The sequence below is a fragment of the Streptomyces sp. DSM 42067 genome, from assembly GCF_055792885.1.
On sequence record NZ_CM147706.1, the window covers coordinates 5253167 to 5276085 of the forward strand.

Here is a 22919-nt window from a genome sequence, read left to right on the forward strand (position 1 = left end):
CGGATCAGGCGGCCAGACGGAGCAGGGTCTCCTGGAAGGTGACGGCGTCCTTGGGGGGACGGTTGTGGGGAAGCTTGGCCAGGAGGGCGGCCATGCCGCAGGTGTTGGTCACGCCGGAGAAGACCAGTCCTGCGCCGATGGCCCCGGACAGCCAGTGCGCGGGCGACCAGGCCAGTCCGGCCAGGAAGCCGACGGCAACCAGGGAGCCGGCGGCCAGCCGGACCTGGCGGTCCATGGGCCAGGTGGTGCGGGCCCCGGCCGGACGTTCGACGGCGTGCCCGGCCGCCGCCCAGGCGCTTGTGCCTCCCTCCAGGGTGGCCGCCTCGATGCCCAGCTGGGCCAACTGAGCACAGGCCGTGGCCGAGCGAGCCCCGGAGGCGCACACGACCAGCAGTGGCGCGCGCGAGGCAGCGATCTTCAGGGCGTCGGCGGCCTCCTCCAGGCGGTCCAGGGGGACGTTGTGGGCGCCCGGCAGGTGGCCGGAGGCGTACTCACCCGGAGAGCGCACGTCGACGATGGTGAACTCGCCGAAGCGTGCGGTGGCCTGGCCCGGAGTGAGGGCGGTGTGCGTGGTCACGAAACAATGCCTTTCGATGGTTGGCTCCCCTCCACGTTATGATACCCATGGGGGTATAGGGAGGAGGGTCTGTGCAACTCGACATGACGGCCGACGAGCTGAGGTCGGCGCTGAACCGGCTGCGGCGGGCGCAGGGACAGATCGCGGGGATCATCCGGATGATCGAGGAGGGCAGGGACTGCGAGGAGGTCATCACTCAGCTGGCCGCCGTTTCTCGCGCCCTGGACCGGGCCGGGTTCTCGATCATCGCGACGGGGCTGCAGCAGTGCATGAGCGAGAGCCCCGCGGAGCAGGACTCCGCACAGATGCGGGCCCGGCTGGAGAAACTCTTCTTGTCACTGGCCTGAGTCCCTGCCGTATGCCCAGGCCGCCTGACGGGCCCTTCCGGGGGCACGAAAAAGGCGGAGTCCGAAAACCCCGCCCACGCACCATGAAAACCCCAGGTCAGGGCCACACCAGGCAATACGGCTGATGCCCCGCCTCATGCAACCGATGGCTGAAGTCCTGCCACTCGTGCAGCAGTTGGTACACGTTGAACGCGTCGCGCGGGCCGCCGCGGTCCGGGACCGTCGACCAGATGAACGCCGCGGCGCCCACCGCTTCCTCGCCGACGCCGCGCAGAGGGTCGACGACCGTCATGGGGAGCTTCACGACCGCGTAGTCGGGGTGGAGGACGACCAGTTCGAGCGGGGGGACCTTGTGCAGGGGTATGCCCTCGATGCCGGTGAGGACCATCGCGGCCATCGTCTCCGGCTTGATCTTGGTGAACATGCCGCCCATGCCGAGTTCGTCGCCGCCGAGTTCCTCGGGGCGCATCGAGATCGGCACGCGGGCTGCCGTCGCGCCGTCCGGCGCGCCGAAGTACTTGTAGGTCACCCCCACCCGGCCACTCCTGCTTCCCCCCAGCGCTCGCTCCGTCTCGCCCCGAGCCGCTGCCCGGGGTGCCTGTGCTCCGGGTGTCCCGGTCGTCTCCGCCGGCCCGGACTCCGGGCGCCGCTGCGTGTCCCGCCGGTGTCGTCCCCTTCCCTGACCCGCGGCAGGGGGGCTTCCGGCACGCCGTGGACCGAGGTCACCGGTGTCCTCGCCCAGTCCGCCACCGCGATGCATATCTCCACCCGACTGCTTTTCTAGGCCGCACATCCCCCGCGGCGCAACCCGATCATCGTGACAGTGACCTCCCCCACGGCCGCTCGCCGAAACGTGCGGTGAAACACCTGTCCCATGCCACGGGCAGGCTTCCGGCATCCGAGACGTGCCGACGGCCGGCCGCTGAGGGCGGTGACTCTCCCTGAGTGCGGATCCTCCGGGGAGTCTAGGCAGGGCCTTCCCGCCATGACCACTGCAAAAGGGGACGAGCAGTGTGGCGGGCCGGTTCCGCACCGGTCACGGCACGGTACGGAGCCGGGGAGACCGGCGCTGTGCGCCGAGAACCGGGCCGTACGCTGAGGGGTATGGCAGAGGCGAACAACATCTCCGGCAGCGCGTCGTCCCCGGTGGCGACCACGCCGTACCCCTATGAGGCTCCGGTCTCGCAGGGGCTCTTCGACCGTGCGGGCCGTGTGACGCCCGGCGGCGTGAACTCTCCCGTGCGCGCGTTCCGCGCCGTGGGCGGTACGCCCCGGTTCATGGTGTCCGGCACGGGCCCGTATCTGACGGATGCCGACGGCCGTGAGTACGTCGACCTGGTGTGCTCGTGGGGGCCGATGATCCTCGGGCACTCGCACCCCGAGGTCATCGCCGCCGTGCAGGAGGCCGTCGCCCGTGGCACGTCCTTCGGTACGCCGGGTGAGGGCGAGGTCGCGCTGGCCGAGGAGATCGTCGCGCGGATCGAGCCCGTCGAGCAGGTGAGGCTCGTCTCGTCCGGCACCGAGGCCACGATGTCCGCGATCCGTCTCGCACGTGGATTCACCGGGCGCGCCAAGGTGATCAAGTTCGCCGGGTGTTACCACGGCCACGTCGACGCTCTGCTGGCCGCCGCCGGATCCGGCGTCGCGACCTTCGCGCTGCCCGACACGCCCGGCGTCACCGGCGCCCAGGCGGGCGACACGATCGTCCTGCCGTACAACGACCTGGACGCGGTGCACGCGGCCTTCGCCGCGCACCCCGGAGAGATCGCCTGTGTGATCACCGAGGCGTCGCCGGGCAACATGGGCGTCGTGCCGCCGCTGCCCGGCTTCAACGCGGGGCTCAAGGAGGCCTGCGCCGCGAACGGCGCCCTGTACATCTCCGACGAGGTCATGACCGGCTTCCGTACGTCGAAGGCCGGCTGGTACGGCGTCGACGGTGTGCGGCCCGACCTCATGACCTTCGGCAAGGTCATGGGCGGCGGCTTCCCCGCGGCGGCGTTCGGCGGCCGCGCCGACGTGATGGCGCACCTCGCCCCGGCCGGCCCCGTCTACCAGGCGGGCACGCTCTCCGGGAACCCGGTCGCGACCGCAGCGGGCCTCGCGCAGCTGCGGCTTCTGGACGAGGCCGCGTACGAGAAGCTTGACGCGGTGTCGCGTGAGATCCGCGGTCTGGTGGCCGACGCGCTCACCAAGGAGGGCGTCGCCCATCGGCTGCAGAACGCGTCGAACATGTTCTCCGTCTTCTTCACCGACGCAGACGTACGCACCTACGAGGACGCGAAGGCGCAGGACGCGTTCCGCTTCAACGCCTTCTTCCACTCGATGCTGGCGCAGGGCGTGTATCTGCCGCCGTCGGCCTTCGAGGCCTGGTTCGTCTCGACCGCCCATGACGAGCGGGCGATCGAGCGCATCGCCGCCGCTCTGCCCGCCGCCGCCCGTGCCGCCGCGGAGGCCACCGCATGAGCGCATCGCCTGAAGCCCGCGAGACCGGCGCGACTGCCGAGAGCGCCGAGACCCCGAAGTCTCCCGCCGACCGCGACGACATCACCGTCGTCCACCTGATGCGCCACGGCGAGGTGCACAACCCCGACGGCCTGCTCTACGGACGGCTGCCCGGGTACCACCTCTCCGAGCTCGGGCGGCAGATGGCCGAGCGGGTCGCAGAGCATCTGTCGGCGCGCGACATCACGTACGTCGTCTCGTCGCCGCTGGAGCGGGCGCAGGAGACCGCGACGCCGATCGCGAAGGCGCACGGTCTGGACATCGCCACGGACAGCCGGCTGATCGAGGCGGACAACGTCTTCCAGGGCAAGTCCTTCGGCGTCGGCGACGGTGCGCTGCGTCGGCCGGAGAACTGGAAGCACCTGGTCAACCCGTTCAAGCCGTCCTGGGGCGAGCCGTACATCGAGCAGGTCGTACGGATGATGAGCGCGCTGGAGGCGGCGCGCGACGCGGCCCGGGGTCATGAAGCGGTGTGCGTCAGCCACCAGTTGCCGATCTGGATCGTGCGCAGCTTCGTGGAGCGGCGGCGGCTGTGGCACGACCCGCGGAAGCGGCAGTGCACGCTCGCGTCGCTGACGAGCTTCACGTTCATGGGCGACAAGATCGTCTCCGTCGGCTACACGGAGCCGGCCCGTGATCTCGTGCCGGCCCATCTGCTGGCCGGGGCCAAGCCGGTGAAGGGCAACGGCAAGGCCTTCGGGGCCTGAGCGCTCCGCTGGTAGCGCGGTGATGAACCCGTGGGCCGGTGGGGGCTGGTCGCTGCCCCGAGTTCTCGGCTCCGCTCGAACAGGGGGGGACCCCCATCGCGGCGTAGCCGCACAATGTCACAGCCCCGCGCCCCTTATGGGGCGCGGTAGACCGCACCAGACATCGCCAGGCCGCTCCGGGGTGTCCCGGCATGGCCGTACGGCGGCAGGGTAATCGCCGCTGTGCGGCCATACCGGGGCGTCCGCACGGCTGTCTCGAGCCACTCGGCCGTAAAAGGCCCCGGAAAGCAGGTGATTGACGGGAACCTTCGTGTTCGTTGCGACCTCTAACGGGATGTCCATCTTTGGATATTCAGCGCAACGAACGGGGACGGAATGCGCGATATCACCCGAAGGGGACTTATCGGGCTGGGAGTCGGTGCGGCGGCCTCCCTCGGGCTGGCGGGCTGCGGAACCGACGGCGCCGGCGGCCGCCCCGGGGGTGACCACGGCGGTGGGGCGGGCGCCCCGGGAGCACCCGGTGGCCGGGGCGGCGACGGAAGGCCTCGTCGTCCGAAGAACCAGGTCCGCCCGATCGGTGACGGCTCCACCGCGTACACAGGAAAGCAGCCGAACCAGCCCGCCAGGCCGGTGCCGCTCGAAGCCGGAGAGAAGCCCCCGCAGTTCGTCGTCTTCTCCTGGGACGGCGCGGGCGAGGTCGGTAACGGCCTGTTCCCGCGCTTTCTGAAGGCCGCCGCCGACCACGGCGTGCACATGACGTTCTTCCTGTCCGGGCTGTATCTGCTGCCCGAGTCCAAGAAGCGCCTCTACCGCCCGCCGAACAATCCCGTCGGCGCCTCGGCCATCGGCTATCTCACCGACGAGCACGTCAAGGAGACGCTGAAGAACGTCCGCCGGGCCTGGCTCGAGGGCCACGAGATCGGGACGCACTTCAACGGGCACTTCTGCGACGGAGCGGGCAGTGTCGCCAACTGGACGCCCGCGCAGTGGCGCAGCGAGATCGCCCAGGCCAAGTCCTTCGTCAAGGAGTGGCGTACGAACACGGGCTGGGCCGATCTGCCCCCGCTGCCCTTCGACTACGACAAGGAACTCATCGGCGGCCGCACCCCCTGTCTGCTCGGCCAGGACAACCTGCTGCCCACCGCCCGCGAGCTCGGCTGGCGCTACGACGCGTCCTCGCCCGGCGGCCTTCAGTGCTGGCCCCGCAAGAGGCAGGGCGTGTGGGATCTGCCCCTGCAGGGCGTGCCGTTCCCGGGGCACACCTTCGAGGTCCTGTCGATGGACTACAACATGCTCGCCAACCAGTCCCTGAACTCGACCAGGGCGCCCGCCTACAACTACCCGGGCTGGCGCACCCAGGCGACCGAGGCCTATCTCGCAGGTTTCCATCGGGCGTACGAGACAAATCGGGCGCCCTTCTTCGTCGGCAACCACTTCGAGGAGTGGAACGGCGGCATCTACATGGACGCCGTAGAGGAGAGCCTCAAGCGCATCGCGGGCCGGAAGGATGTGCGCTGCGTCTCATTCCGGCAGTTCGTGGACTGGCTCGACGTGCAGGATCCGCGGATCCTCGCCGAGCTGCAGAGCCTGGGTGTCGGTGAAGTCCCGGGCGGTGGCTGGAAGACCCTCGGCAAGGGAAGCCGGAGCGCTGCCTGAAATGCGGTTCTCCGCCCCCGAGGGGGGTGCGGGAGATCCCCGGATCGGGCATGCGAAACTTTTCACATGAGTGCCGCCAGCCGAGACCCCCAGCGCTCGAACCGCACCAGCCGCAGCCGTGCCGCCCTGCTGACCGCCGTGGCCGCGGTCGCCGCGCTGACCCTGTCTGCGTGCGGCGAGTCGGGCGGCACCCAAGGCGGCTCCGGCAACACCAACTTCGTCACCGGCACCGACGGCATCGCCACCGTCGACAAGGGCGAGCGGAGCCCCGCCCCCAAGCTCGACGGCGAGACCCTCGAAGGGGACAAGCTCGATGTCTCCGACTACAAGGGCAAGGTGGTCGTCCTCAACGTCTGGGGCTCCTGGTGCCCGCCCTGCCGTGCCGAGGCGCCCGGCTTCGTGAAGGTCGCCAAGGACACCGAGGCGCAGGGTGTTCAGTTCGTCGGCATCAACACACGCGACACCAGCAAGAGTCCTGCGCTGGAGTTCGAGAAGAGCTACGGCGTGCCGTACCCGAGCCTGTACGACCCGACCGGCAAGCTGATGCTGCGCTTCCCCAAGGGCGCCCTCAACCCGCAGGCCATCCCCTCCACGGTCGTCATCGACCGGGAAGGGAACATCGCGGCCCGCTCGCTGTCACCGCTCAGCGAGGAGAAACTCCGCAAGATGCTCGAGCCGCTGATCGCGGAGAAGTGATGGACGTCACGACTCTCGCGGCCGTCACCGAACCGAACCAGACGGTCCTCAACGGCGCCCTGTTGCTGGCCCTGCCGGTCGCCGTCCTCGGCGGACTCGTCTCTTTCTTCTCTCCGTGCGTGCTACCGCTGGTGCCCGGCTATCTGTCGTACGTCACCGGGGTGAGCGGTACGGATCTGGCGGAGGCCCGGCGGGGTCGCATGGTTGCGGGGGCGAGCCTCTTCGTCCTCGGGTTCACCGTGGTGTTCGTGTCCAGTGGTGCCCTCTTCGGGTTCTTCGGCTCGACGCTCCAGCAGCACAAGGACGTCCTGTCCGACGTGCTCGGTGTGCTCATGATCCTCATGGGTGTCTTCTTCATGGGGCTGATGCCCTGGCTCACCCAGCGCGAGTTCCGCTTCCACATGAGGCCGACCACCGGGCTCGTGGGCGCGCCCCTCCTCGGAGCGCTCTTCGGGATCGGCTGGACGCCCTGCATCGGCCCGACCCTCGCCTCCGTGAACGCCCTCGCCCTCGACCAGGCGAACGCGGGTCGCGGGGCCCTTCTCACGGTCGCGTACTGCATCGGCCTCGGCGTGCCCTTCGTGCTCGCGGCCGTGGCCTTCCGTAAGGCGCTCGGCGCCTTCGGCTGGGTCAAGCGCCACTACGCATGGGTGATGCGGATCGGCGGCGGCATGATGATCGCGACCGGCCTTCTCCTGCTCACGGGCGCGTGGGACAGCATCGTGCAGGAGATGCAGGTCTGGTCCGACGGCTTCACGGTGGGGATCTGATCCATGAGCAAGACCAGCCAGAAACAGAGCACTGACGTGGAGACCCACCAGGAGACGGACCCCGTCGGCGAGCGCGCCCAGGGTGCGGCGCCGGACGAGGGCGATCTCGGCGAAGCCGGATCGCAGCTGTCCACCGCGCCCGTGGAGACGGTCGTGCCCGGCTCCTTCGGCGGAGCGCGCGCCCCCGGCGCCGCCGGATGGCTGGCCTGGGCCTGGCGGGAGACGGTCGGCTGGACCCGCTGGTTCTGGCGGCAGCTCACCTCCATGCGAGTCGCGCTGATCCTGCTGTTCCTGCTGTCGCTCGGCGCGATCCCGGGCTCGCTGATTCCGCAGACCGGCAGCGACGAACTCAAGGTCCAGGACTTCAAGGCCGCGCACACGACGCTCGGGCCGATCTACGAGAAGCTCGGTCTCTTCAACGTCTACAGCTCGGTGTGGTTCTCCGCGATCTACATTCTGCTGTTCGTCTCCCTCATCGGCTGCATCGTGCCGCGCACCTGGCAGTTCGTCGGCCAGCTGCGCGGCCGCCCGCCGGGTGCGCCCAGGCGCCTGACCCGGCTGCCCGCGTACGCGACCTGGCGCACCGAGGCCGAACCCGAGCAGGTCCGCACGGCCGCGCTCGCCCTGCTCAAGAAGCGCCGCTTCCGCGCCCACACGGCCGGAGACGCGGTCGCCGCCGAGAAGGGCTATCTGCGCGAGGCCGGCAACCTGGTCTTCCACATCGCGCTGATCGTGATGCTGATCGCCTTCGCGACCGGACAGCTGTTCAAGTCCGAGGGCGGCAAGCTGATTCTCGAGGGCGACGGCTTCTCCAACACGCTCACCCAGTACGACGACTTCAAGTCCGGCAGCCTCTTCAACAGCGACGACCTCGCACCGTTCAGCTTCCAGCTCGACGACTTCGTGGGGACGTTCGAGCGCACCGGGCCGAACAAGGGCACCGCCCGCACCTTCCGCGCGGACGTCACCTACAGCGAGGGCGCCGACGGCAAGCAGAAGAAGACCTCGATCGAGGTGAACAAGCCCCTCGAGATCGACGGTTCGAAGGTCTACCTCATCGGCCACGGCTACGCCCCTGTCGTCACCGTCCGCGACGGCCGCGGCAAGGTCGTCTTCCAGCAGGCCGTACCGCTCCTGCCGATCGACGCCAACATCACCTCGACCGGCGCCATCAAGGTCCTCGACGGCTACGCCGACAAGAACGGCAAGAAGGAGCAGCTCGGCTTCAACGCGTTCTTCGTGCCGACCTTCGCGGGCGCCGGCCACGGCGAGATGCTCTCCCAGTTCCCGGAGCTCGACTTCCCCGTGCTCGCGCTGTCCGCGTACCACGGCAGCCTCGGCGTCGACTCCGGCATCCCGCAGAACGTGTACCAGCTGGACACCTCCAAGATGAAGGAGTTCAAGGACGCCGACGGCGAGCTGCTGAAAAAGCGGCTGCTGCCCGGCGAGACCATGAAGCTCCCCGACGGCGCCGGCTCGATCACCTTCGAGAAGGACGTCAAGCAGTGGGCCACCTTCCAGATCTCGCAGCAGCCCGGCGACGGCTGGGCGCTCTTCGGCGCCATCGCCGCCATCGCGGGCCTGGCCGGTTCGCTGTTCATCCAGCGCCGCCGGGTGTGGATCCGCGCCACCCCCGGTGACGACGGAGTCACCGTCGTCGAGATGGCGGGCCTCGGCCGCAGCGAGTCCGCGAAGCTCCCCGAGGAACTGGGCGACCTCGCCGCGGTCCTCTACGACAAGACGCCGCCCGCACCCGACACGGGCGACCCCACCCCCGACCCCCAAGCCGTACCTGCCGAAGGGGCTGAGAAGTGAATCTCGCCGCCGCAACCAACGAGAATCTCGCGCAGATCAGCAATGTGCTGATCTACTCCGCGATGGCCGTCTACACCCTGGCCTTCTTCGCGCACATCGCCGAGTGGCTCTTCGGCAGCCGCAGCAAGGTCAGCCGCACGGCCGCCGCGCTCACCGACAAGGGCGCAGCCGCCGCGCGGCAGGCGCCCGCGGTGACGGTCAAGTCCAAGGGCGGCACCGCCGTCCTGGAACGCCCCCAGGTCGTCACCCGCTCCGCGTCCGGCACCCGCGACGTGCCGGACGGTCCCGGCGCACACGGCGGCGACGAAAAGGGCGACCTCTACGGCCGCATCGCCGTGTCCCTCACGGTTCTCGCGTTCCTCGTCGAGGCGAGCGGTGTGCTCACCCGCGCGTGGTCGGTGCAACGCGCGCCGTGGGGCAACATGTACGAGTTCAACATCACCTTCTCCACGGTCGCCGTCGGCGTGTACGTCACGCTGCTCGCGCTGAAGAAGAACGTCCGCTGGCTGGGCCTGCCCCTGGTCACCACGGTCCTGCTCGACCTCGGCCTCGCCGTCACGGTCCTCTACACCGCCAGCGACCAGCTGGTCCCGGCCCTCCACTCGTACTGGCTGTGGATCCACGTCTCCACCGCCATCCTCTGCGGCGCCGTCTTCTACGTGGGCGCGGTCGGCACGCTGCTCTACCTGTTCCGCGACTCGTACGAGAACAAGCTGGCGAGCGGCGGGCAGCCCGGCCGGTTCGCGACGTCCGTCCTGGAGCGCCTCCCGGCCGCCGCGACGCTCGACAAGTTCTCCTACCGCGTCAACGCCGCCGTCTTCCCGCTGTGGACGTTCACGATCATCGCGGGCGCCATCTGGGCCGGCGACGCCTGGGGCCGCTACTGGGGCTGGGACCCCAAGGAGACCTGGTCCTTCATCACCTGGGTCGCGTACGCCTGCTACCTGCACGCCCGCGCGACCGCCGGCTGGAAGGGCCGCAAGGCCGCCTACCTGGCGCTGATCGCCTTCGGCTGCTGGCTGTTCAACTACTACGGCGTGAACATCTTCGTCAGCGGCAAGCACTCGTACGCGGGCGTCTGACCTGTCGTTCGACCGAGGCCGGTTCCCTTGTGACGTGAGTCACGGGAGCCGGCCTTCGTCGTGCGGTGGGCCGCTGCCCGTAAGGAGCCGGTGGTGGCATGGGCAAGGGGTGCAGGCGCCGCCTTCGCGGGCCACGCTGGTGTCATGGACGAAACCATCGAGCACGGCACCAGCCGGACCGCGGGCGACACCCATACGCTCCACTTCCTGCTGCACCTCGCCCACCCCGTGGAGGAGGTCTGGACGGCGGTGGCCACGGCCGAGGGGCTGCGCGGATGGCTCGCCGCCGCCGATGTGCTCGAGCCGCGGCTCGGCGGCGCGATCACGCTGCGCTGGCTCACCACAGGCGAGGGTGAGGCGATCGTCGCCACGGGCCGGATCACCGCGTGGGACGTGGAACGGGTCGCCGAGTACACGATGACGTCGTTCCACGGCCGTATCCGCTTCCACCTGGAACCGGCGCGCCCTGCCGGCACCACGCTCCGCTTCACCAACGAGCTCCAGGGCGACGACGAGCTGCGCCTCGACTGCCTGGCCGCCTGGCACAACCACTTCGAATACCTGCTCGACGCGCTCGACGACCGGCCCGTGTACTGGTCGGCCTGGACGCCGGACCGGTGGCAGGAGCTGCGAGGCGCGTACGCCGAGCGGTAGCGCCACACAGAGGTGGCGCTCCGAAGTGGTACTCCTCGCCGTCAGCCGACCGTGATCGCGTCCAGTTGCGCACGCAGATAGGCGTGCGAGTCCACCGGCTCGTACGCGACCCGGCCCACGGGCGCGGGAACGGACTCCACCAGCGTGCCCGGCGTGCACTCGCCGAAGTACACGAGGGACATCAGCTCCTCGGCGGGAGCGTCCGCCGGCGGGGGCAGCACGCGGTGGCGGCCCGAGCGCCAGCGGTCGCCGGTCCAACGGGCCATGAGGTCACCGATGTTGATGGTGAAGGCCTCCGGGTCGTACGGCGCGTCCTCCCAGCCGCCCTCGTCCGTGAACACCTGGAGACCGCCCTTGCCGGCCTGCCGGTCGAGGATCGTGACCGTGCCGAAGTCGGTGTGCGGGCCGATGCGGAACTGGCCTTCCTGCGGTGCTCCGACGACCTCCGTGCCCGGATACCAGTTGATGTTGAAGCCGTACGTCGGGTGGTCCATGTGCCGCGTGAAGAAGTCGGGTTCGAGTCCGAGGGCCTCGCCGAGCAGGGCGAGGAGCTGGTTCTCCAGCTCGCCCATCCGCGCCAGGTACTCCCCGCACAGCTTCTGGAGTTCCGGCACCTCCGCCGGCCACACGTTGGGCGCGTACCACTCCGCGTTGATATCGGGGTCCTCGAAGGGCTCGTGCGTCGCGAAGGTCAGCGACTCCTTCAGGTCCGGCGGGGTCTCCGTACCCTCCGAGTAGCCGTTGGCCTCCGCGCCAGGCCCGAGCCAGCCGCGGCCGCCGACCTTCGCCGAGTACGGCTCCTTGACGGACGCAGGCAGCGTGAAGAACTCGCGGGCGGCCGCCCGGATCCGCGCCCGCAGCGACGGGTCCACGCCGTGTCCGGTCACCAGCAGGAACCCGGCGGTCTGCAGGGCCTCGTCGACGGTGCGGGCGATCTCCGCCCGAACCTCGGGCCCGCCGGTGAGCCAGGGCCTCAGATCGATGGTGGGGATACGTGGCTTGGGCTGCCGTCCAGCCGACTGCTCGGTCAAAGCCTCAGTCATCGCCGATGTCCTCGTTCCACAGAGCGGGGTTGTTCTTGATGAAGTCGCGCATCAGGGCGATGCACTCGGGGTCGTCGAGCTGCACGATCTCCACGCCGTGCCGAGCCAGCCAGTCGTGCCCGCCCTGGAAGGTCTCGGACTCGCCGATGACGACCCGCGAGATCCCGAACTGCCGGACCAGACCGCTGCAGTACCAGCAGGGGGACAGGGTCGTCACCATCGTCGTACCGCGGTATGTCCGCTGCCGCCCGGCGTTGCGGAACGCCGCCGTCTCCGCGTGCATCGACGGGTCGCCGTCCTGGACGCGGCGGTTGTGGCCGCGGCCGAGCAGCTGCCCGTCGGGGCCGTACAGCGCCGCGCCGATGGGGATGCCGCCCTCCGCAAGACCGGCCCGCGCCTCGGCGACGGCCGTGGCGAGCCACTGCCGCGCCTGCTCGAGATCGTCCGTGGGATCACCGGGCCTCATGGCTTCCATGCGCTCCATGCCTCCACTCTCCTGTGGCCGAAACACCAGGGCAACGTGCGGAAAGTACTCTCCGGGCAGCCCGCAGCCGGACGAACTGTCAGCGGCCCGCCCCAGGAGGTCCTCGTGCCCGCACTCACGCTCCGCGAGATCCTCGCCCTCGACGCCATCCGCGACACCGACCCGCAGCTGCTCGCGGGCGAGGGCGCGCTGGACCGGCCGGTGCGCTGGGTGCACTCCAGCGAGGTGTACGAGGGCGCCAACTTCCTCGACGGCGGCGAACTGCTGCTCACCAACGGCTTCGGCCTGACCGACGCGGACGAGGCGACCCGGCGGCGCTACGTCCGCGAGCTCGCCGCCCGCGACGCCGCCGGCCTCGCCGTCGAGGTCGGCCGGTCGCTGCCGCGGATGCCGGACGAGGTCGCCGACGAGGCCCGGTCGGTCGGGCTGCCGCTGCTGGCGCTGCGGCGCGTCGTCCCGTTCGTACGGCTCACCGAGGCCGCGAACCGCGCGATCGTCACGCGCGGGCTTTCGGGCCGTTCCGTACGGCCCTGGGGCGCCGACCACACTGCGGCGCTGCTGGCCGACCTCGCGGACGGGCAGGCGCTCAACCAGCCGGAGGTCGAGGCACGGGCCGCCCTCGCGGACTTCCATCCCGCGCCCGGCGCCCGGCTGGTCGGGGTGTCCCTGCACGGGCCGGGGCACCTGGGCCTGGCCGCCGTCGACCGGGCGGCCCGCGTCCTCGGCGGGGCCGGGGCCCTGCGGGCCGCGTTCCCCGGCGACGTACTGGCGCTGCTCGCGCTGCCCGCCGCGGCCGGTCGGCCGGGCGCGGGGACGCGGCCCGGGAGCGGGCGGGATCCGGTGCGCGCGGTGCAGGACGCGTTCCGCGCGGCCGCCGAGCCGGGGGTGACCGTCGCGGTCGGGCACGCCGTGGCGGCGGGCGCCGGGTGGCTGCGGTGGAGCGAGACGCTCCGGGCCGCCCGTACGGCGCTGGAACTGGCGCTCACCGTGCCGGCGGCCGAACCCGACGACGGACAGGGCCCCTTGGTGACGTCGTCCCGCGCGCTCGCCCTCGAACGGGAGCTCACCCGCGGCGGCGTCGACGCCAACCGCGACCGCCTCACCCGCCTGGTCCAGCACACCCTCGGCCCGCTCCTCGAATGGGAGGCCGCCCACCCCAGCGACCTGGTCCGCACCCTGGAGGTCCACCTCCGCCACGGCTGCTCCCCGACCCGCACGGCCGCCCTCCTGCACATCGGCCGCCAGTCCCTCTACCAGCGCCTGGAACGCATCGAGTCCCTACTCGGCCTGGAGGTCGACGACCCGGACCTGCTGGGGGAGCTGCTGGCGGCGACATGCGCGCATCGGGTGGTACGGGGGGTTCGGGCGGCGGCTGCGGGAGGGCTGCGGACGGTGGCCTGAAGCCATTGCTCCGTGGTGATTTTCAGCCCGTCCGGCGTTTGAGGACGAGCCCGAAGGGCGATTCGGGGGGTCTGGGGGGCGAAGCCCCCAGAGGGCAACACGACCCCGGTCACGGGAACGCGGCAGGCGACAGGTAAGCCCGATAGCCGGTCAGCCGACCGAGGTCGGGCAAGGCGTGCGGCCGCCACCCGCGGGCATACGCGGGGGCATTCCGGTCGCCCGAGACCAGGACAGCGACCGGCTCGCGCACCCCCAAGGCGGCGAGCGCGTCCGGCGTGATGCTGGCGTCATGCCCGCTGGGCTGCCGCGACGCGCACCCGGTGCGGAAGGCGACGCGGATCGCTTCCGTCCCGGTGACCACGCAGGGCGGCCGCACGCCCTGCACCCGCAGGTCCGCGGCGACCCGGCTGTAGTCGGCGGTGTCGCCGCGTACGCGGTCCGCAACGCCCTCGAGCACGCGGTACTGGATCGCCAGGTGCACGGCAACGGCGCCGGCGACAAGGGCCAGGACGACCGGCCGCCACCCCCGCCGGACACGGCTGAGGCGGGCAAAGCCGCACACCACGCAGAAGCGGACCAGGCCGTACGCCACGGGCAGGGCCAGCAGCGAGTACGCCGGAAGCAGGAAGCGCGGCGCCGCATAGCCGACGGTGAACAGATAGGGCGCGGCCAGCGCAGACCCGACCACCGTCGCCAGGACGACCGCGGCGCGGTGGCGGGTGCGGGCCGCCGCCCAGACGCCGCCCGCGACCAGCAGCGGCAGCGCCAAGAACCAGAGGGCGGTGACCGGATGCTTCCACTGCACGTCGCAGGGGCGGCACAGGGTGCGCCCGCCCAGCGCGCGTACGTGATCGTCGACCGCGAAGTACCAGCCCAGGCGGCCCTGGATCTCGCTGGCGCGCTCAAGCCTCGCGAACAGACCGCCGTACCGGACGTACGCCTCGATGACCCACTCCGCGCACCCCAGAGCCAGGCCGGCGGCGAGGACGGCGAGCAGCAGAAGCCGGCGGCGCGGACGGATCCGGCGCCTGCGCATGAGCAGGGCCGCCCCGGCGAGCGGCAGGGCCAGCCACACCGCGTCCGTCGGGCGCATCAGCGCGGCCAGCGCCACCCCGGCGCCCACTCCGGCCAGGGCCCAGCGGTCGCCGGGGTCCCTGACCGCGCGGAGAAAACAGCCGGTCGCGGCGAGGACGCCGTACGCGACCCAGAGATTCGGCATCACCTGCGGGCCGTAGAACAGCGTCACCCACAGGCTCGCGAACAGCGCCCCGGCGACCGCGAGCACCGGCGCGGGCAGCAGCCGCCGCCACACCCACAGCGCCGCGAACAGCCCTGCGCCGGACAGCAGGGCCAGGTACACGCGGAGCGCCCCGGTGGAGGTGGTCAGGGCCGCGACGGGGGCGACGAGGAAGGTGATGCCCCGCGCGCGGGGCGCGCTGAAGAACGCCGCCGGGGCCTGGTGGCTGACCTGACTGACGTACACGGTCTCGTCCCAGCCGAGCCCCAGACCGGGCACCACCAGGACGAGCTGGGCGAGCGTGAAGGCGGCGGCGACGGCCGCCAGCCAGGGAAGCGGAAGGGCGATCGTCCCGGTGGTCCGAAGCGCCCTCCGGCGCGCTCTCCGTTCCCGCGCGCCTTCACGTGCCTCGCGCGGCGCGCCACGGTCCCGCGAGCCGGAGATCAAGCGTGATTGCTGCATGGCCTGGTCTCCTCGCTCGACAGTGCGGAGTGTGGTGTCGGTCGGGTCGGTGATCCCGGCCTGGTGATCCCGGCCTGCTGATCCCAGCCCGGTGATCCCGTCGTGACCCCTCCACGCTGCGGGTGGCCGCCGCCGTCCACCACGTCGACGCGCCACTCGGTCGAACGACTCTCCCGAACGGCCGAGCCCATGGCCGCCCACGGCTCCCCGGGGCACGGACCGGCAGGCCGAGGCCGTGCCGAACGGTGCCGCGCGACGCCCTGCGGCCGAATGGGTGACGCGGAAATGGGACGGGCGCAGGGAGCGTCGCTAGCATCCGCGAAGGGGCAGTCCACGAATGGCACGGAGGCCGTCATGCAGAAAACATCCGCTTTGCGCCTGCGGACGAATCGTGCACGACTCGGACACAAGGCGCGTTACGCGCTGCAGCACCCGGAGCGCGTGGTGCCGTATCTGCGACGGGCGGGCCGGGACGGCTGGCTGCGGTTCAAGCACCGCGGCAGCCACATCGCGTACTACCGCGCCGTGATGGCGTCGGACACCGCGAGGAGCCCGGAGGCGGCGGTCGGCGGCGCCCCCTCGCACGACCGCTGGCTGGCCGTCGGACAGCTGCAGTACGACTACCTGGTGCAGCACGGGCTGAAGCCCGAGGACCGGATGCTGGAGATCGGGTGCGGCAACCTGCGCGCCGGATGGCGGTTCATCCAGTACCTCGAGCCCGGCCACTACTACGGCATCGACATCTCGCCCGACATCCTCATCGAGGCCAAGAAGACGCTGGTCCGTTACGGCCTCCAGGAGAAGGTGCCGCACCTGACGCCCGTCGACAACCTGAAGCTGGACTTCCTCCCCGACGCGTCCTTCACGGTCGTGCACGCGCACAGCGTGTTCTCGCACTCGCCGCTGGAGGTCATCGACGAGTGCCTGTCGCACGTCGGACGGGTCCTGGCGCCCGGCGGCTTCTTCGACTTCACCTTCGACCGCACCGAGGGCAACGAACACCAGGTGCTGCGCGAGGACTTCTACTACCGCACGGACACACTGATCCGGCTGGCCGAGAAGCACGGTCTCGTCGCCCGCTTCATGGACGACTGGGAGAGCACATGGCACCCCCAGTCGAAGCTGAGGGTCACTCACCCGACGGCCGACCCGTCCCCCCAGCAACCCGCCGATGTCGCGCGGGCCTAGCGGATCTGGTCCGCCACCCGGAGCAGCAGCTTCCCGGTGCTGGTGCGGGAGCCCATCAGGCGGTGGGCTTCCGCGGCCTCGGACAGCGGGAACTCCTCGGTCACGGGCACGGTGACGGTCCCGTCGACCACCGCGCCGAACGCGCGCTCGGCGACTTCCCGCAGTACGCCCGGGGCCGTCCGGGCCAGCATGAGGATCGAGAACCCGGCGACCGAGCGCCCGCCGGGGTAGAGCTCCGGCTGACCCACCTGCCAGGGCGCCGCCGAGCTCGCGTTACCGAAGGACACCAGCCGGCCGAAGACCGCCAGCGCGTCCAGGCTCCGGCGGAACGTGTCGCCGCCGACCGGATCCAGCGCGAGATCGACGCCCCGCCCGCCCGTGGCGGCCCGTACCTCGTCCGCCCATCTGTCGCCGACGAACACCTCGTCGTACCCGTGCTTGAGCGCGTACGCGGCCTTGGCGGCACCCGACACCACGCCATAAACGGCCCTGGCACCGGCCGCCTTCGCCAACTGCCCGGCCACCGTGCCGATTCCGCCCGCCGCACCCTGCACGAGCACCGTCTCGCCCGCGCGCAGCCGGCCCACCTCGTGGAGCAGGGCGTGCGCGGTCGGCAGCACGGTGGGGAGGGTGGCGCCCGTACGCAGGTCAACGCCCTCCGGCAGAGCGAAGACAGTGGTGGCGTCGGCGACGGCCACCTCCGCGTACGCACCGCCGTCGGCCAGCGCGGCAACCTCCTGGCCGACCGCGAGCCCCGTGACGTCCGCCCCGATGGCACGGATCCGCCCGGACACCTCCAGCCCGGGCGTGAACGGGAGCGACGGCACCCGATACCCCTCGGCACGCGCCTTGAGATCGGCGAAGTTCACCCCCGCATACGCCACGTCGATGCTCACCTGCCCGGGCCCCGGCTCGGGCACCTCCGCCTCCACCACCTTCAGGACCTCGGGACCGCCGTACTCCTGGATCCGGACAGCACGCATGACAGACACCCCTCGACCAGCACTCGACTGTTCAATGAAAAGCGAACACTCGGGACTGTATGGTTCTCATCGAACACTTCGCAAGCGCGCCGCTCCGCGGAGGTACGACTTCCGGGGCAGGGAGAGGGAGCCGAGAGGCATGGCAGACCGCACGAGCCACCGCGCCGCGCCCGTCCACTCCCACCCCGACGAGGTATCGCTCCTGACCGCGCTCACAGCGCTGGCGGATCCCGTACGCATCCAGCTCGTACGAGAGCTGGCGGGCTCCGCGGAATGGACACGGGCCTGCGGCAGCTTCGACGTACCCGTCGGCAAGGCAGCACTCAGCCACCACTTCGGCGTCCTGCGCGCGGCCGGCCTCGTGGAACAGCGCGACGAGGGCCCCAAACGCGTCAACCGCCTGCGACGGGAGGAGTTCGACGTCCGCTTCCCGGGGCTGCTGGACCTGGTGCTACGTGAGGACGCTTGTTGAACGCCGCAGCAGGTGACGCGGACGCCGCCGTTGCATGCAACGGCGGCTGCCTCGACGTGGGTTGCGGCGACGGTGCCGGTGTTCACACGCCGTCGTGCGAGTCCGGGAAGGCGTCGCAGCGCTGGACGCGCCTGTAGCTGCCGAAGGCGGGCTACTCAGCGTCAGCCCGCCTTCGACGGAGACGGTTAGACGGTCGGCCCGGACGAGGGCGCCTTCCTGGCCGCCCGCCGCAGCACCGCGTACAGCCCCGCGCTCACCGCGAACCCCACCAGGCACGTCACATCGCCGACGGACGGCCACTGCTCCGGCACCAACCCCACGTACTTCTCCTGATTCGAGAAGAGGGGGACGGACACGATGATGCCCGCGAACAGCGACGTGATCCCCGGCCAGTTGGTGTAGGCCCCTTCGGTGAGGCGGGCCGACAGTTCCTCGTCCGTGGCGGTGCGGGACTGCAGCCAACGCTCCACCAGTACGACGCCCAGCCAGGGCCCCACCCAGTACGCGATGACCAGCAGGAACGCCTCGTATGCATGCCCCGCGTCGGCCAGCGACGCCCACGCCGCCGCCGTACCCGCGAGACCGCACAGCACGACGATCGCGCTGCGGCCGAGCCACTTCGGCAGGTTCAGGCCCAGCGAGGTGATCGACATGGCGGAGGAGTAGACGTTGAGGGCGTTCGCGGAGATGGCGCCCAGGATGATCGCGAGGAGCACCAGGTTGCTGAGCCACGACGGGAGATGGCCGGTGAAGGCGGCTGTCGGCGTCGCGCCCTCCGGGGCCACGATCGTCGCCGACGCCGCGCCGATCAGGGAGACGACCGAGACGGAGACGAACAGGCCGAGCGCCGGGTACAGCGCCACCTTCCAGCGGGTCGCGGTCGGCGGCAGATAGCGGGAGTAGTCCGCCGCGCCGGGGTTCCAGCCAGCCGCGTACCCCCACGCCGCGCTGAACGCGAGCAGGAAGCCGCCGATCCCGCCGCCCGCGCCGGGCGCCCCCAGGTCCGCCTCGCGGAACGTCCAGACACCCGCCAGCAGGAAGACCACCGCCAGTACGGGCAGCGCGTAACGCTCAAAGGCGTGCACGAAGTTGTGGCCGATGAAGCCGATGACGATCTCCGCGACCACCACGAGCAACAGTGACGGCAACGGCCGCAGACCGGTGAGCGTGTTGAGCGCGAAGGCCGCGCTGACGCTGTTGACCGCGAACCAGCCGACGCCCGCGACAAGGGCGTTGACGCCCGACGGCAGGGCGTTGCCCTTGTAGCCGAAGGAGAACCGGCCGATCGCCATCTGCGGCACCCCGAACCGGGGCCCGTCCAGGCTCAGCACCCCGTGCGTGACCGCACCGAACGCCGTGCCGAGCAGCAGCGCCGCCGACGCCTGCCAGAAGTTCAGGCCGAAGAAGAGAACCGAGATGACGCCGATGTACACCGTCGCGAACTCGATGTTCGGCGAAGCCCACGTCCACAGCAGACCGCGCGGGGTGCCGTGCCGTTCGGCAAGCGGAATGGGCTCGGAGCCCGCCGTCTCTACGGCGATGACCTTGTCGCCGTACTCTGCGGCGACTGGTGCGGGCGTACTGGTGGGAGCGGTCGTCATGCCCCGTAAGTGTCCGCGTCCCCGGCCACCCGGCCCAGGGGCGCATTGTCCGCATCGGGAGCCGCGGCGGCGTACAGCTTGTACGCCGCAGCCGTGTGAACTCCTGTACGCCGCCCCTGACCTGCGAAGGCCGGACCTGCGAAGGTCGTGGGCAGCCTCACGACTCGTCGTCGGACTTGCGGCCCTCGGACTCGGGGTTCTCGGTCTTGGGCGCATCGCCCTCGCGCCGCTTGAGTTCCTCCTCGCGGCGGCGCAGGTCGGCCTCCCAGTCCTTCAGGAGCGACTCGTCCTTTACATCTTGAGAAGACGCAGCCTCTTCCTTGATGGACTTGAGGAAGTCCGGGTTGTCGTCCGGTGCGACCCATTCCGTGCGATGGCTGCGGTGCCACTCGGACGGTGTGGAGCCACCGGCGGGCCCCTTGCGCGCCTTGCCCGCGACGAGCCAGGCGACCGGGCCGATCAGCACCTCGCCGAAGAGCAGCACGATGATGACCCACACCACCTTCGGCAGATGCCTGACCTCTTCCTCGGGGGTGTTCAGGCAGTCGATGAAGGCGTAGATCCACAGCGCCAGCACCAGCAGGAAGGGCAGATACCTGAGCATGGTCGTGCGATCCCCCAGCAGACGTCGGACGTGAGTGCGGCAGCGGGGAGCGCGGCCCCGGTGACGGGGCCAGGGTAGCCGGTGTCCGATACTGGACGGCATGGCTTACGACGATCTTCGCTCCCTGCTCCGGGCGCTGGAGCGCGAGGGCGACCTCAAGCGCATCAAGGCCGAGGTCGATCCGTATCTGGAGGTCGGGGAGATCGTCGACCGGGTCCAGAAGTCCGGCGGCCCCGCGCTCCTCTTCGAGAACGTGCGCGGCTCCGCGATGCCGCTCGCGATGAACGTCTTCGGTACGGACCGCCGGCTGCTGAAGGCCCTCGGCCTGAAGTCGTACGGGGACATCTCCGAGAAGATCGGCGGACTGCTCAAGCCGGAGCTGCCGCACGGGTTCGTGGGGGTGCGCGAGGCCTTCGGGAAGCTCGGCGCCATGACCCACGTACCGCCGAAGAAGGTCAAGGACGCGCCGGTCCAGGAGGTCGTCCTGCGCGGCGACGACGTGGACCTCAACCAGCTCCCCGCCCTCTTCACCTGGCCCAAGGACGGCGGCTCCTTCTTCAACCTCGGCCTGACGCACACCAAGCACCCCGAGACCGGGATCAGGAACCTCGGGCTCTACCGCCTCCAGCGCCACGACAAGCGCACCATCGGCATGCACTGGCAGATCCACAAGGACAGCCGCAACCACTATCAGGTGGCCGCGCGGCGCGGTGAACGCCTGCCGGTCGCCATCGCGTTCGGCTGCCCGCCCTCGGTGACGTACGCCGCCACGGCACCGCTGCCCGGCGACATCGACGAGTACCTCTTCGCCGGTTTCGTCCAGGGCAAGCGGATCGAGATGGTCGACTGCAAGACGGTGCCGCTTCAAGTCCCGGCGCAGGCCGAGGTCGTACTGGAGGGCTGGCTCGAGCCCGGCGAGATGCTCCCCGAAGGACCCTTCGGCGACCACACCGGCTTCTACACACCGCAGGAGCCGTTCCCCGCACTGACCATCGACTGCGTCACGATGCGGAAGCGCCCGCTGCTCCAGTCGATCGTGGTCGGTCGGCCGCCCACGGAGGACGGGCCGCTCGGCCGCGCCACGGAGCGTTTCTTCCTGCCCCTGCTGAAGATCATCATCCCGGACATCGTGGACTACCACCTGCCGGAGGCGGGCGGCTTCCACAACTGCGCCATCGTCGCGATCGACAAGAAGTACCCCAAGCACGCCCAGAAGGTGATGCACGCGATCTGGGGCGCGCACATGATGTCCCTGACCAAACTCATCGTGGTCGTCGACTCCGACTGCGACGTCCACGATCTGCACGAGGTGGCGTGGCGCGCACTCGGCAACACCGACTACGCCCGCGACCTCACCGTCGTCGAAGGCCCGGTCGACCACCTCGACCACGCCTCGTACCAGCAGTTCTGGGGCGGCAAGGCGGGTATCGACGCGACGAAGAAGTGGCCCGAGGAGGGCTACACCCGGGACGGCGGCTGGCCGGACATGGTGGAGTCCGACCCGGAGACGGCGGCGAAGGTCGACCGCCGGTGGAAGGAGTATGGACTGTGAGGTCCGAGGCGATGGCGGGATGCGACAGCGCGGAGGCGGGGCTCGTCCGCCTCGCCGACCGCGAGCCGGGGTTCCCCCGTCGCGCAGAGGGTGGGCAGGGGTTCGCCCGTCGCGCCGATGGTGAGCCGGGGTACGCCCTGTGAGCAGTGCATCCGCAGCGATCCCGCAGCCGGGCAGGACCAAGGCGTTCCTGCGCCTCGTCATGATCGAGCACTCGGTCTTCGCCCTCCCCTTCGCCTACATCGCCTCCCTCACCGCGATGTTCCGGCTCGACGGCAACATCCACTGGGGGCGGCTGCTCCTGGTCACCGTCGCCATGGTCGGCCTGCGCACCTTCGCGATGGCCGCCAACCGGATCATCGACCGCGAGATCGACGCCCGTAACCCGCGCACCGCGCATCGCGAACTGGTCACCGGCGCCGTGTCGGTGAAGTCCGCCTGGACCGGCGCGCTGATCGCGCTGGTGTTCTTCCTGGGCGCGGCCGCCCTGCTGAACCCGCTGTGCCTGGCGCTCGCGCCGATCGCCGTCATCCCGATGGTGGTCTATCCGTACGGCAAGCGGTTCACGAACTTCCCGCAGGCCATCCTCGGACTCGCCCAGGCCATGGGCCCGGTCGGCGCCTGGATCGCGGTCACCGGGGAGTGGTCCTGGGACGCGGTGATCCTCGGCCTCGCGGTGGGCATCTGGATCGGCGGCTTCGACCTGATCTACGCCTGCCAGGACGTCGACACGGACCGGGAGATCGGCGTGATGTCGGTCCCCGCCCGCTTCGGCATCCCGGCCGCGATCTGGGGCGCGCGCGGCTGCCACCTCGTCACCACGGCGCTGTTCGTCTGGTACGCCCTGGCCACGGACGGCGGCGCCTTCCTGTGGCTCGGCCTGGTGATCGTCGCGGGTGCCTTCCTCTACGAACACACCATCGTCCGGCCGCACGACCTGTCCCGCCTGAACCGCGCGTTCTTCAGCGTCAACGGGTTCATCGGCATCGCCCTGTTCGTCTGCGCGCTGCTGGACCTGCTGGTGCGGGGTCTGACGGCGTGAGGCCGGGCGGGCCGTCGCTGTGCGCCCGGGGCTGTGCGGTGCGA

Annotated in this window: 23 protein-coding genes; 15 read left to right on the forward strand and 8 right to left on the reverse strand. The window is 70.6% G+C overall.

Translation table 11 applies throughout. The annotated features are described in order from the left end of the window. Positions 1–4: 4 nt before the first annotated feature. Entirely contained in the window at positions 5–577 is a 573-nt protein-coding gene (locus ACSMXV_RS24105; RefSeq protein WP_473173368.1) for a rhodanese-like domain-containing protein, read from the reverse strand. A gap of 71 nt (positions 578–648) precedes the next feature. Here ACSMXV_RS24105 and ACSMXV_RS24110 point away from each other — a divergent pair, with 71 nt between their 5' ends. Further along, positions 649–924 carry a metal-sensitive transcriptional regulator gene (locus ACSMXV_RS24110; protein ID WP_473173369.1) on the forward strand — a complete coding sequence of 92 codons (276 nt, stop codon included), beginning with the start codon at positions 649–651 and terminating at the stop codon, positions 922–924. Between the two features lie 97 nt (positions 925–1021). Here the strand turns inward: ACSMXV_RS24110 and ACSMXV_RS24115 are convergent, their stop codons facing one another. Then, positions 1022–1684 carry a hypothetical protein gene (locus tag ACSMXV_RS24115; RefSeq protein ID WP_181661584.1) on the reverse strand — a complete coding sequence of 221 codons (663 nt, stop codon included), beginning with the start codon at positions 1682–1684 and terminating at the stop codon, positions 1022–1024. 344 nt (positions 1685–2028) lie between these two features. Here ACSMXV_RS24115 and hemL point away from each other — a divergent pair, with 344 nt between their 5' ends. The 8 genes from hemL (at position 2029) to ACSMXV_RS24155 (ending at position 10806) form a co-directional block, all read left to right on the forward strand. Continuing rightward, positions 2029–3387, forward strand: a complete 1359-nt coding sequence (hemL, locus tag ACSMXV_RS24120) for a glutamate-1-semialdehyde 2,1-aminomutase (RefSeq protein ID WP_473173370.1) — start codon at positions 2029–2031, stop codon at positions 3385–3387. A 98-nt stretch (positions 3388–3485) separates the two neighbouring features. After that, positions 3486–4133, forward strand: coding sequence for a histidine phosphatase family protein (locus tag ACSMXV_RS24125; RefSeq protein WP_473179052.1), 648 nt, complete (start codon positions 3486–3488; stop codon positions 4131–4133). 375 nt (positions 4134–4508) lie between these two features. Then, positions 4509–5789, forward strand: coding sequence for a polysaccharide deacetylase family protein (locus ACSMXV_RS24130; protein WP_473173371.1), 1281 nt, complete (start codon positions 4509–4511; stop codon positions 5787–5789). 66 nt (positions 5790–5855) lie between these two features. Further along, positions 5856–6485, forward strand: a complete 630-nt coding sequence (locus ACSMXV_RS24135; RefSeq protein ID WP_473173372.1) for a TlpA family protein disulfide reductase — start codon at positions 5856–5858, stop codon at positions 6483–6485. Continuing rightward, a complete protein-coding gene (locus tag ACSMXV_RS24140) occupies positions 6485–7255 on the forward strand; it encodes a cytochrome c biogenesis CcdA family protein (protein WP_473173373.1) in 771 nt (256 codons plus the stop codon). Before ACSMXV_RS24135 ends, ACSMXV_RS24140 begins: the two co-directional genes overlap by 1 nt. A gap of 3 nt (positions 7256–7258) precedes the next feature. Continuing rightward, complete coding sequence (gene resB, locus ACSMXV_RS24145) at positions 7259–9070, forward strand: cytochrome c biogenesis protein ResB (RefSeq protein WP_473173374.1); 1812 nt, start codon at positions 7259–7261, stop codon at positions 9068–9070. Further along, positions 9067–10152, forward strand: coding sequence for a c-type cytochrome biogenesis protein CcsB (gene ccsB, locus ACSMXV_RS24150; RefSeq protein ID WP_473173375.1), 1086 nt, complete (start codon positions 9067–9069; stop codon positions 10150–10152). Before resB ends, ccsB begins: the two co-directional genes overlap by 4 nt. Positions 10153–10296: 144 nt before the next feature. Next, positions 10297–10806, forward strand: a complete 510-nt coding sequence (locus ACSMXV_RS24155; protein WP_473173376.1) for an SRPBCC domain-containing protein — start codon at positions 10297–10299, stop codon at positions 10804–10806. 41 nt (positions 10807–10847) lie between these two features. Here the strand turns inward: ACSMXV_RS24155 and ACSMXV_RS24160 are convergent, their stop codons facing one another. After that, the gene (locus ACSMXV_RS24160; protein ID WP_473173377.1) at positions 10848–11849 is read right to left on the reverse strand and encodes an isopenicillin N synthase family dioxygenase; all 1002 of its coding nucleotides are present in this window, start codon (positions 11847–11849) and stop codon (positions 10848–10850) included. After that, positions 11842–12333: a nucleoside deaminase gene (locus ACSMXV_RS24165; protein WP_473173378.1), complete on the reverse strand. Its 492-nt coding sequence runs from the start codon at positions 12331–12333 to the stop codon at positions 11842–11844. Before ACSMXV_RS24165 ends, ACSMXV_RS24160 begins: the two co-directional genes overlap by 8 nt. 105 nt (positions 12334–12438) lie before the next feature. Here ACSMXV_RS24165 and ACSMXV_RS24170 point away from each other — a divergent pair, with 105 nt between their 5' ends. Next, positions 12439–13734 (forward strand): PucR family transcriptional regulator, encoded by a 1296-nt coding sequence (locus ACSMXV_RS24170; RefSeq protein ID WP_473173379.1) that lies wholly within the window; start codon positions 12439–12441, stop codon positions 13732–13734. 109 nt (positions 13735–13843) lie between these two features. On the opposite strand, the gene ACSMXV_RS24175 is transcribed toward ACSMXV_RS24170, so the two are convergent. Next, complete coding sequence (locus ACSMXV_RS24175; protein ID WP_473173380.1) at positions 13844–15433, reverse strand: hypothetical protein; 1590 nt, start codon at positions 15431–15433, stop codon at positions 13844–13846. A gap of 354 nt (positions 15434–15787) precedes the next feature. Here ACSMXV_RS24175 and ACSMXV_RS24180 point away from each other — a divergent pair, with 354 nt between their 5' ends. Continuing rightward, on the forward strand, positions 15788–16621 hold the full coding sequence (locus ACSMXV_RS24180; protein ID WP_473173381.1) for a class I SAM-dependent methyltransferase: 834 nt from the start codon (positions 15788–15790) through the stop codon (positions 16619–16621). Here the strand turns inward: ACSMXV_RS24180 and ACSMXV_RS24185 are convergent. Further along, positions 16618–17604 carry a quinone oxidoreductase family protein gene (locus tag ACSMXV_RS24185; RefSeq protein ID WP_473173382.1) on the reverse strand — a complete coding sequence of 329 codons (987 nt, stop codon included), beginning with the start codon at positions 17602–17604 and terminating at the stop codon, positions 16618–16620. The genes ACSMXV_RS24180 and ACSMXV_RS24185 overlap by 4 nt on opposite strands. A 139-nt stretch (positions 17605–17743) precedes the next feature. Here ACSMXV_RS24185 and ACSMXV_RS24190 point away from each other — a divergent pair, with 139 nt between their 5' ends. Beyond that, entirely contained in the window at positions 17744–18076 is a 333-nt protein-coding gene (locus ACSMXV_RS24190; RefSeq protein WP_473173383.1) for an ArsR/SmtB family transcription factor, read from the forward strand. Positions 18077–18261: 185 nt separating this feature from the next. Here the strand turns inward: ACSMXV_RS24190 and ACSMXV_RS24195 are convergent, their stop codons facing one another. Together ACSMXV_RS24195 and ACSMXV_RS24200 are read right to left on the reverse strand one after the other, a co-directional pair. After that, entirely contained in the window at positions 18262–19677 is a 1416-nt protein-coding gene (locus ACSMXV_RS24195) for a purine-cytosine permease family protein (protein WP_473173384.1), read from the reverse strand. A gap of 157 nt (positions 19678–19834) precedes the next feature. After that, on the reverse strand, positions 19835–20281 hold the full coding sequence (locus tag ACSMXV_RS24200; protein WP_473173385.1) for a PLD nuclease N-terminal domain-containing protein: 447 nt from the start codon (positions 20279–20281) through the stop codon (positions 19835–19837). A gap of 100 nt (positions 20282–20381) precedes the next feature. On the opposite strand from ACSMXV_RS24200, the gene ACSMXV_RS24205 reads away from it, so the two are divergent. Genes ACSMXV_RS24205 through mqnP form a run of 3 tightly spaced genes read left to right on the forward strand, consistent with a single transcriptional unit; the run spans position 20382 to position 22875 of the window. Then, positions 20382–21833, forward strand: a complete 1452-nt coding sequence (locus ACSMXV_RS24205; protein WP_473173386.1) for a menaquinone biosynthesis decarboxylase — start codon at positions 20382–20384, stop codon at positions 21831–21833. Then, positions 21830–21976, forward strand: a complete 147-nt coding sequence (locus ACSMXV_RS24210) for a hypothetical protein (protein WP_473173387.1) — start codon at positions 21830–21832, stop codon at positions 21974–21976. The genes ACSMXV_RS24205 and ACSMXV_RS24210 overlap by 4 nt, the downstream gene beginning before the upstream one ends. Then, positions 21973–22875, forward strand: a complete 903-nt coding sequence (gene mqnP / locus ACSMXV_RS24215) for a menaquinone biosynthesis prenyltransferase MqnP (protein ID WP_473173388.1) — start codon at positions 21973–21975, stop codon at positions 22873–22875. Before ACSMXV_RS24210 ends, mqnP begins: the two co-directional genes overlap by 4 nt. Positions 22876–22919: the final 44 nt, after the last annotated feature.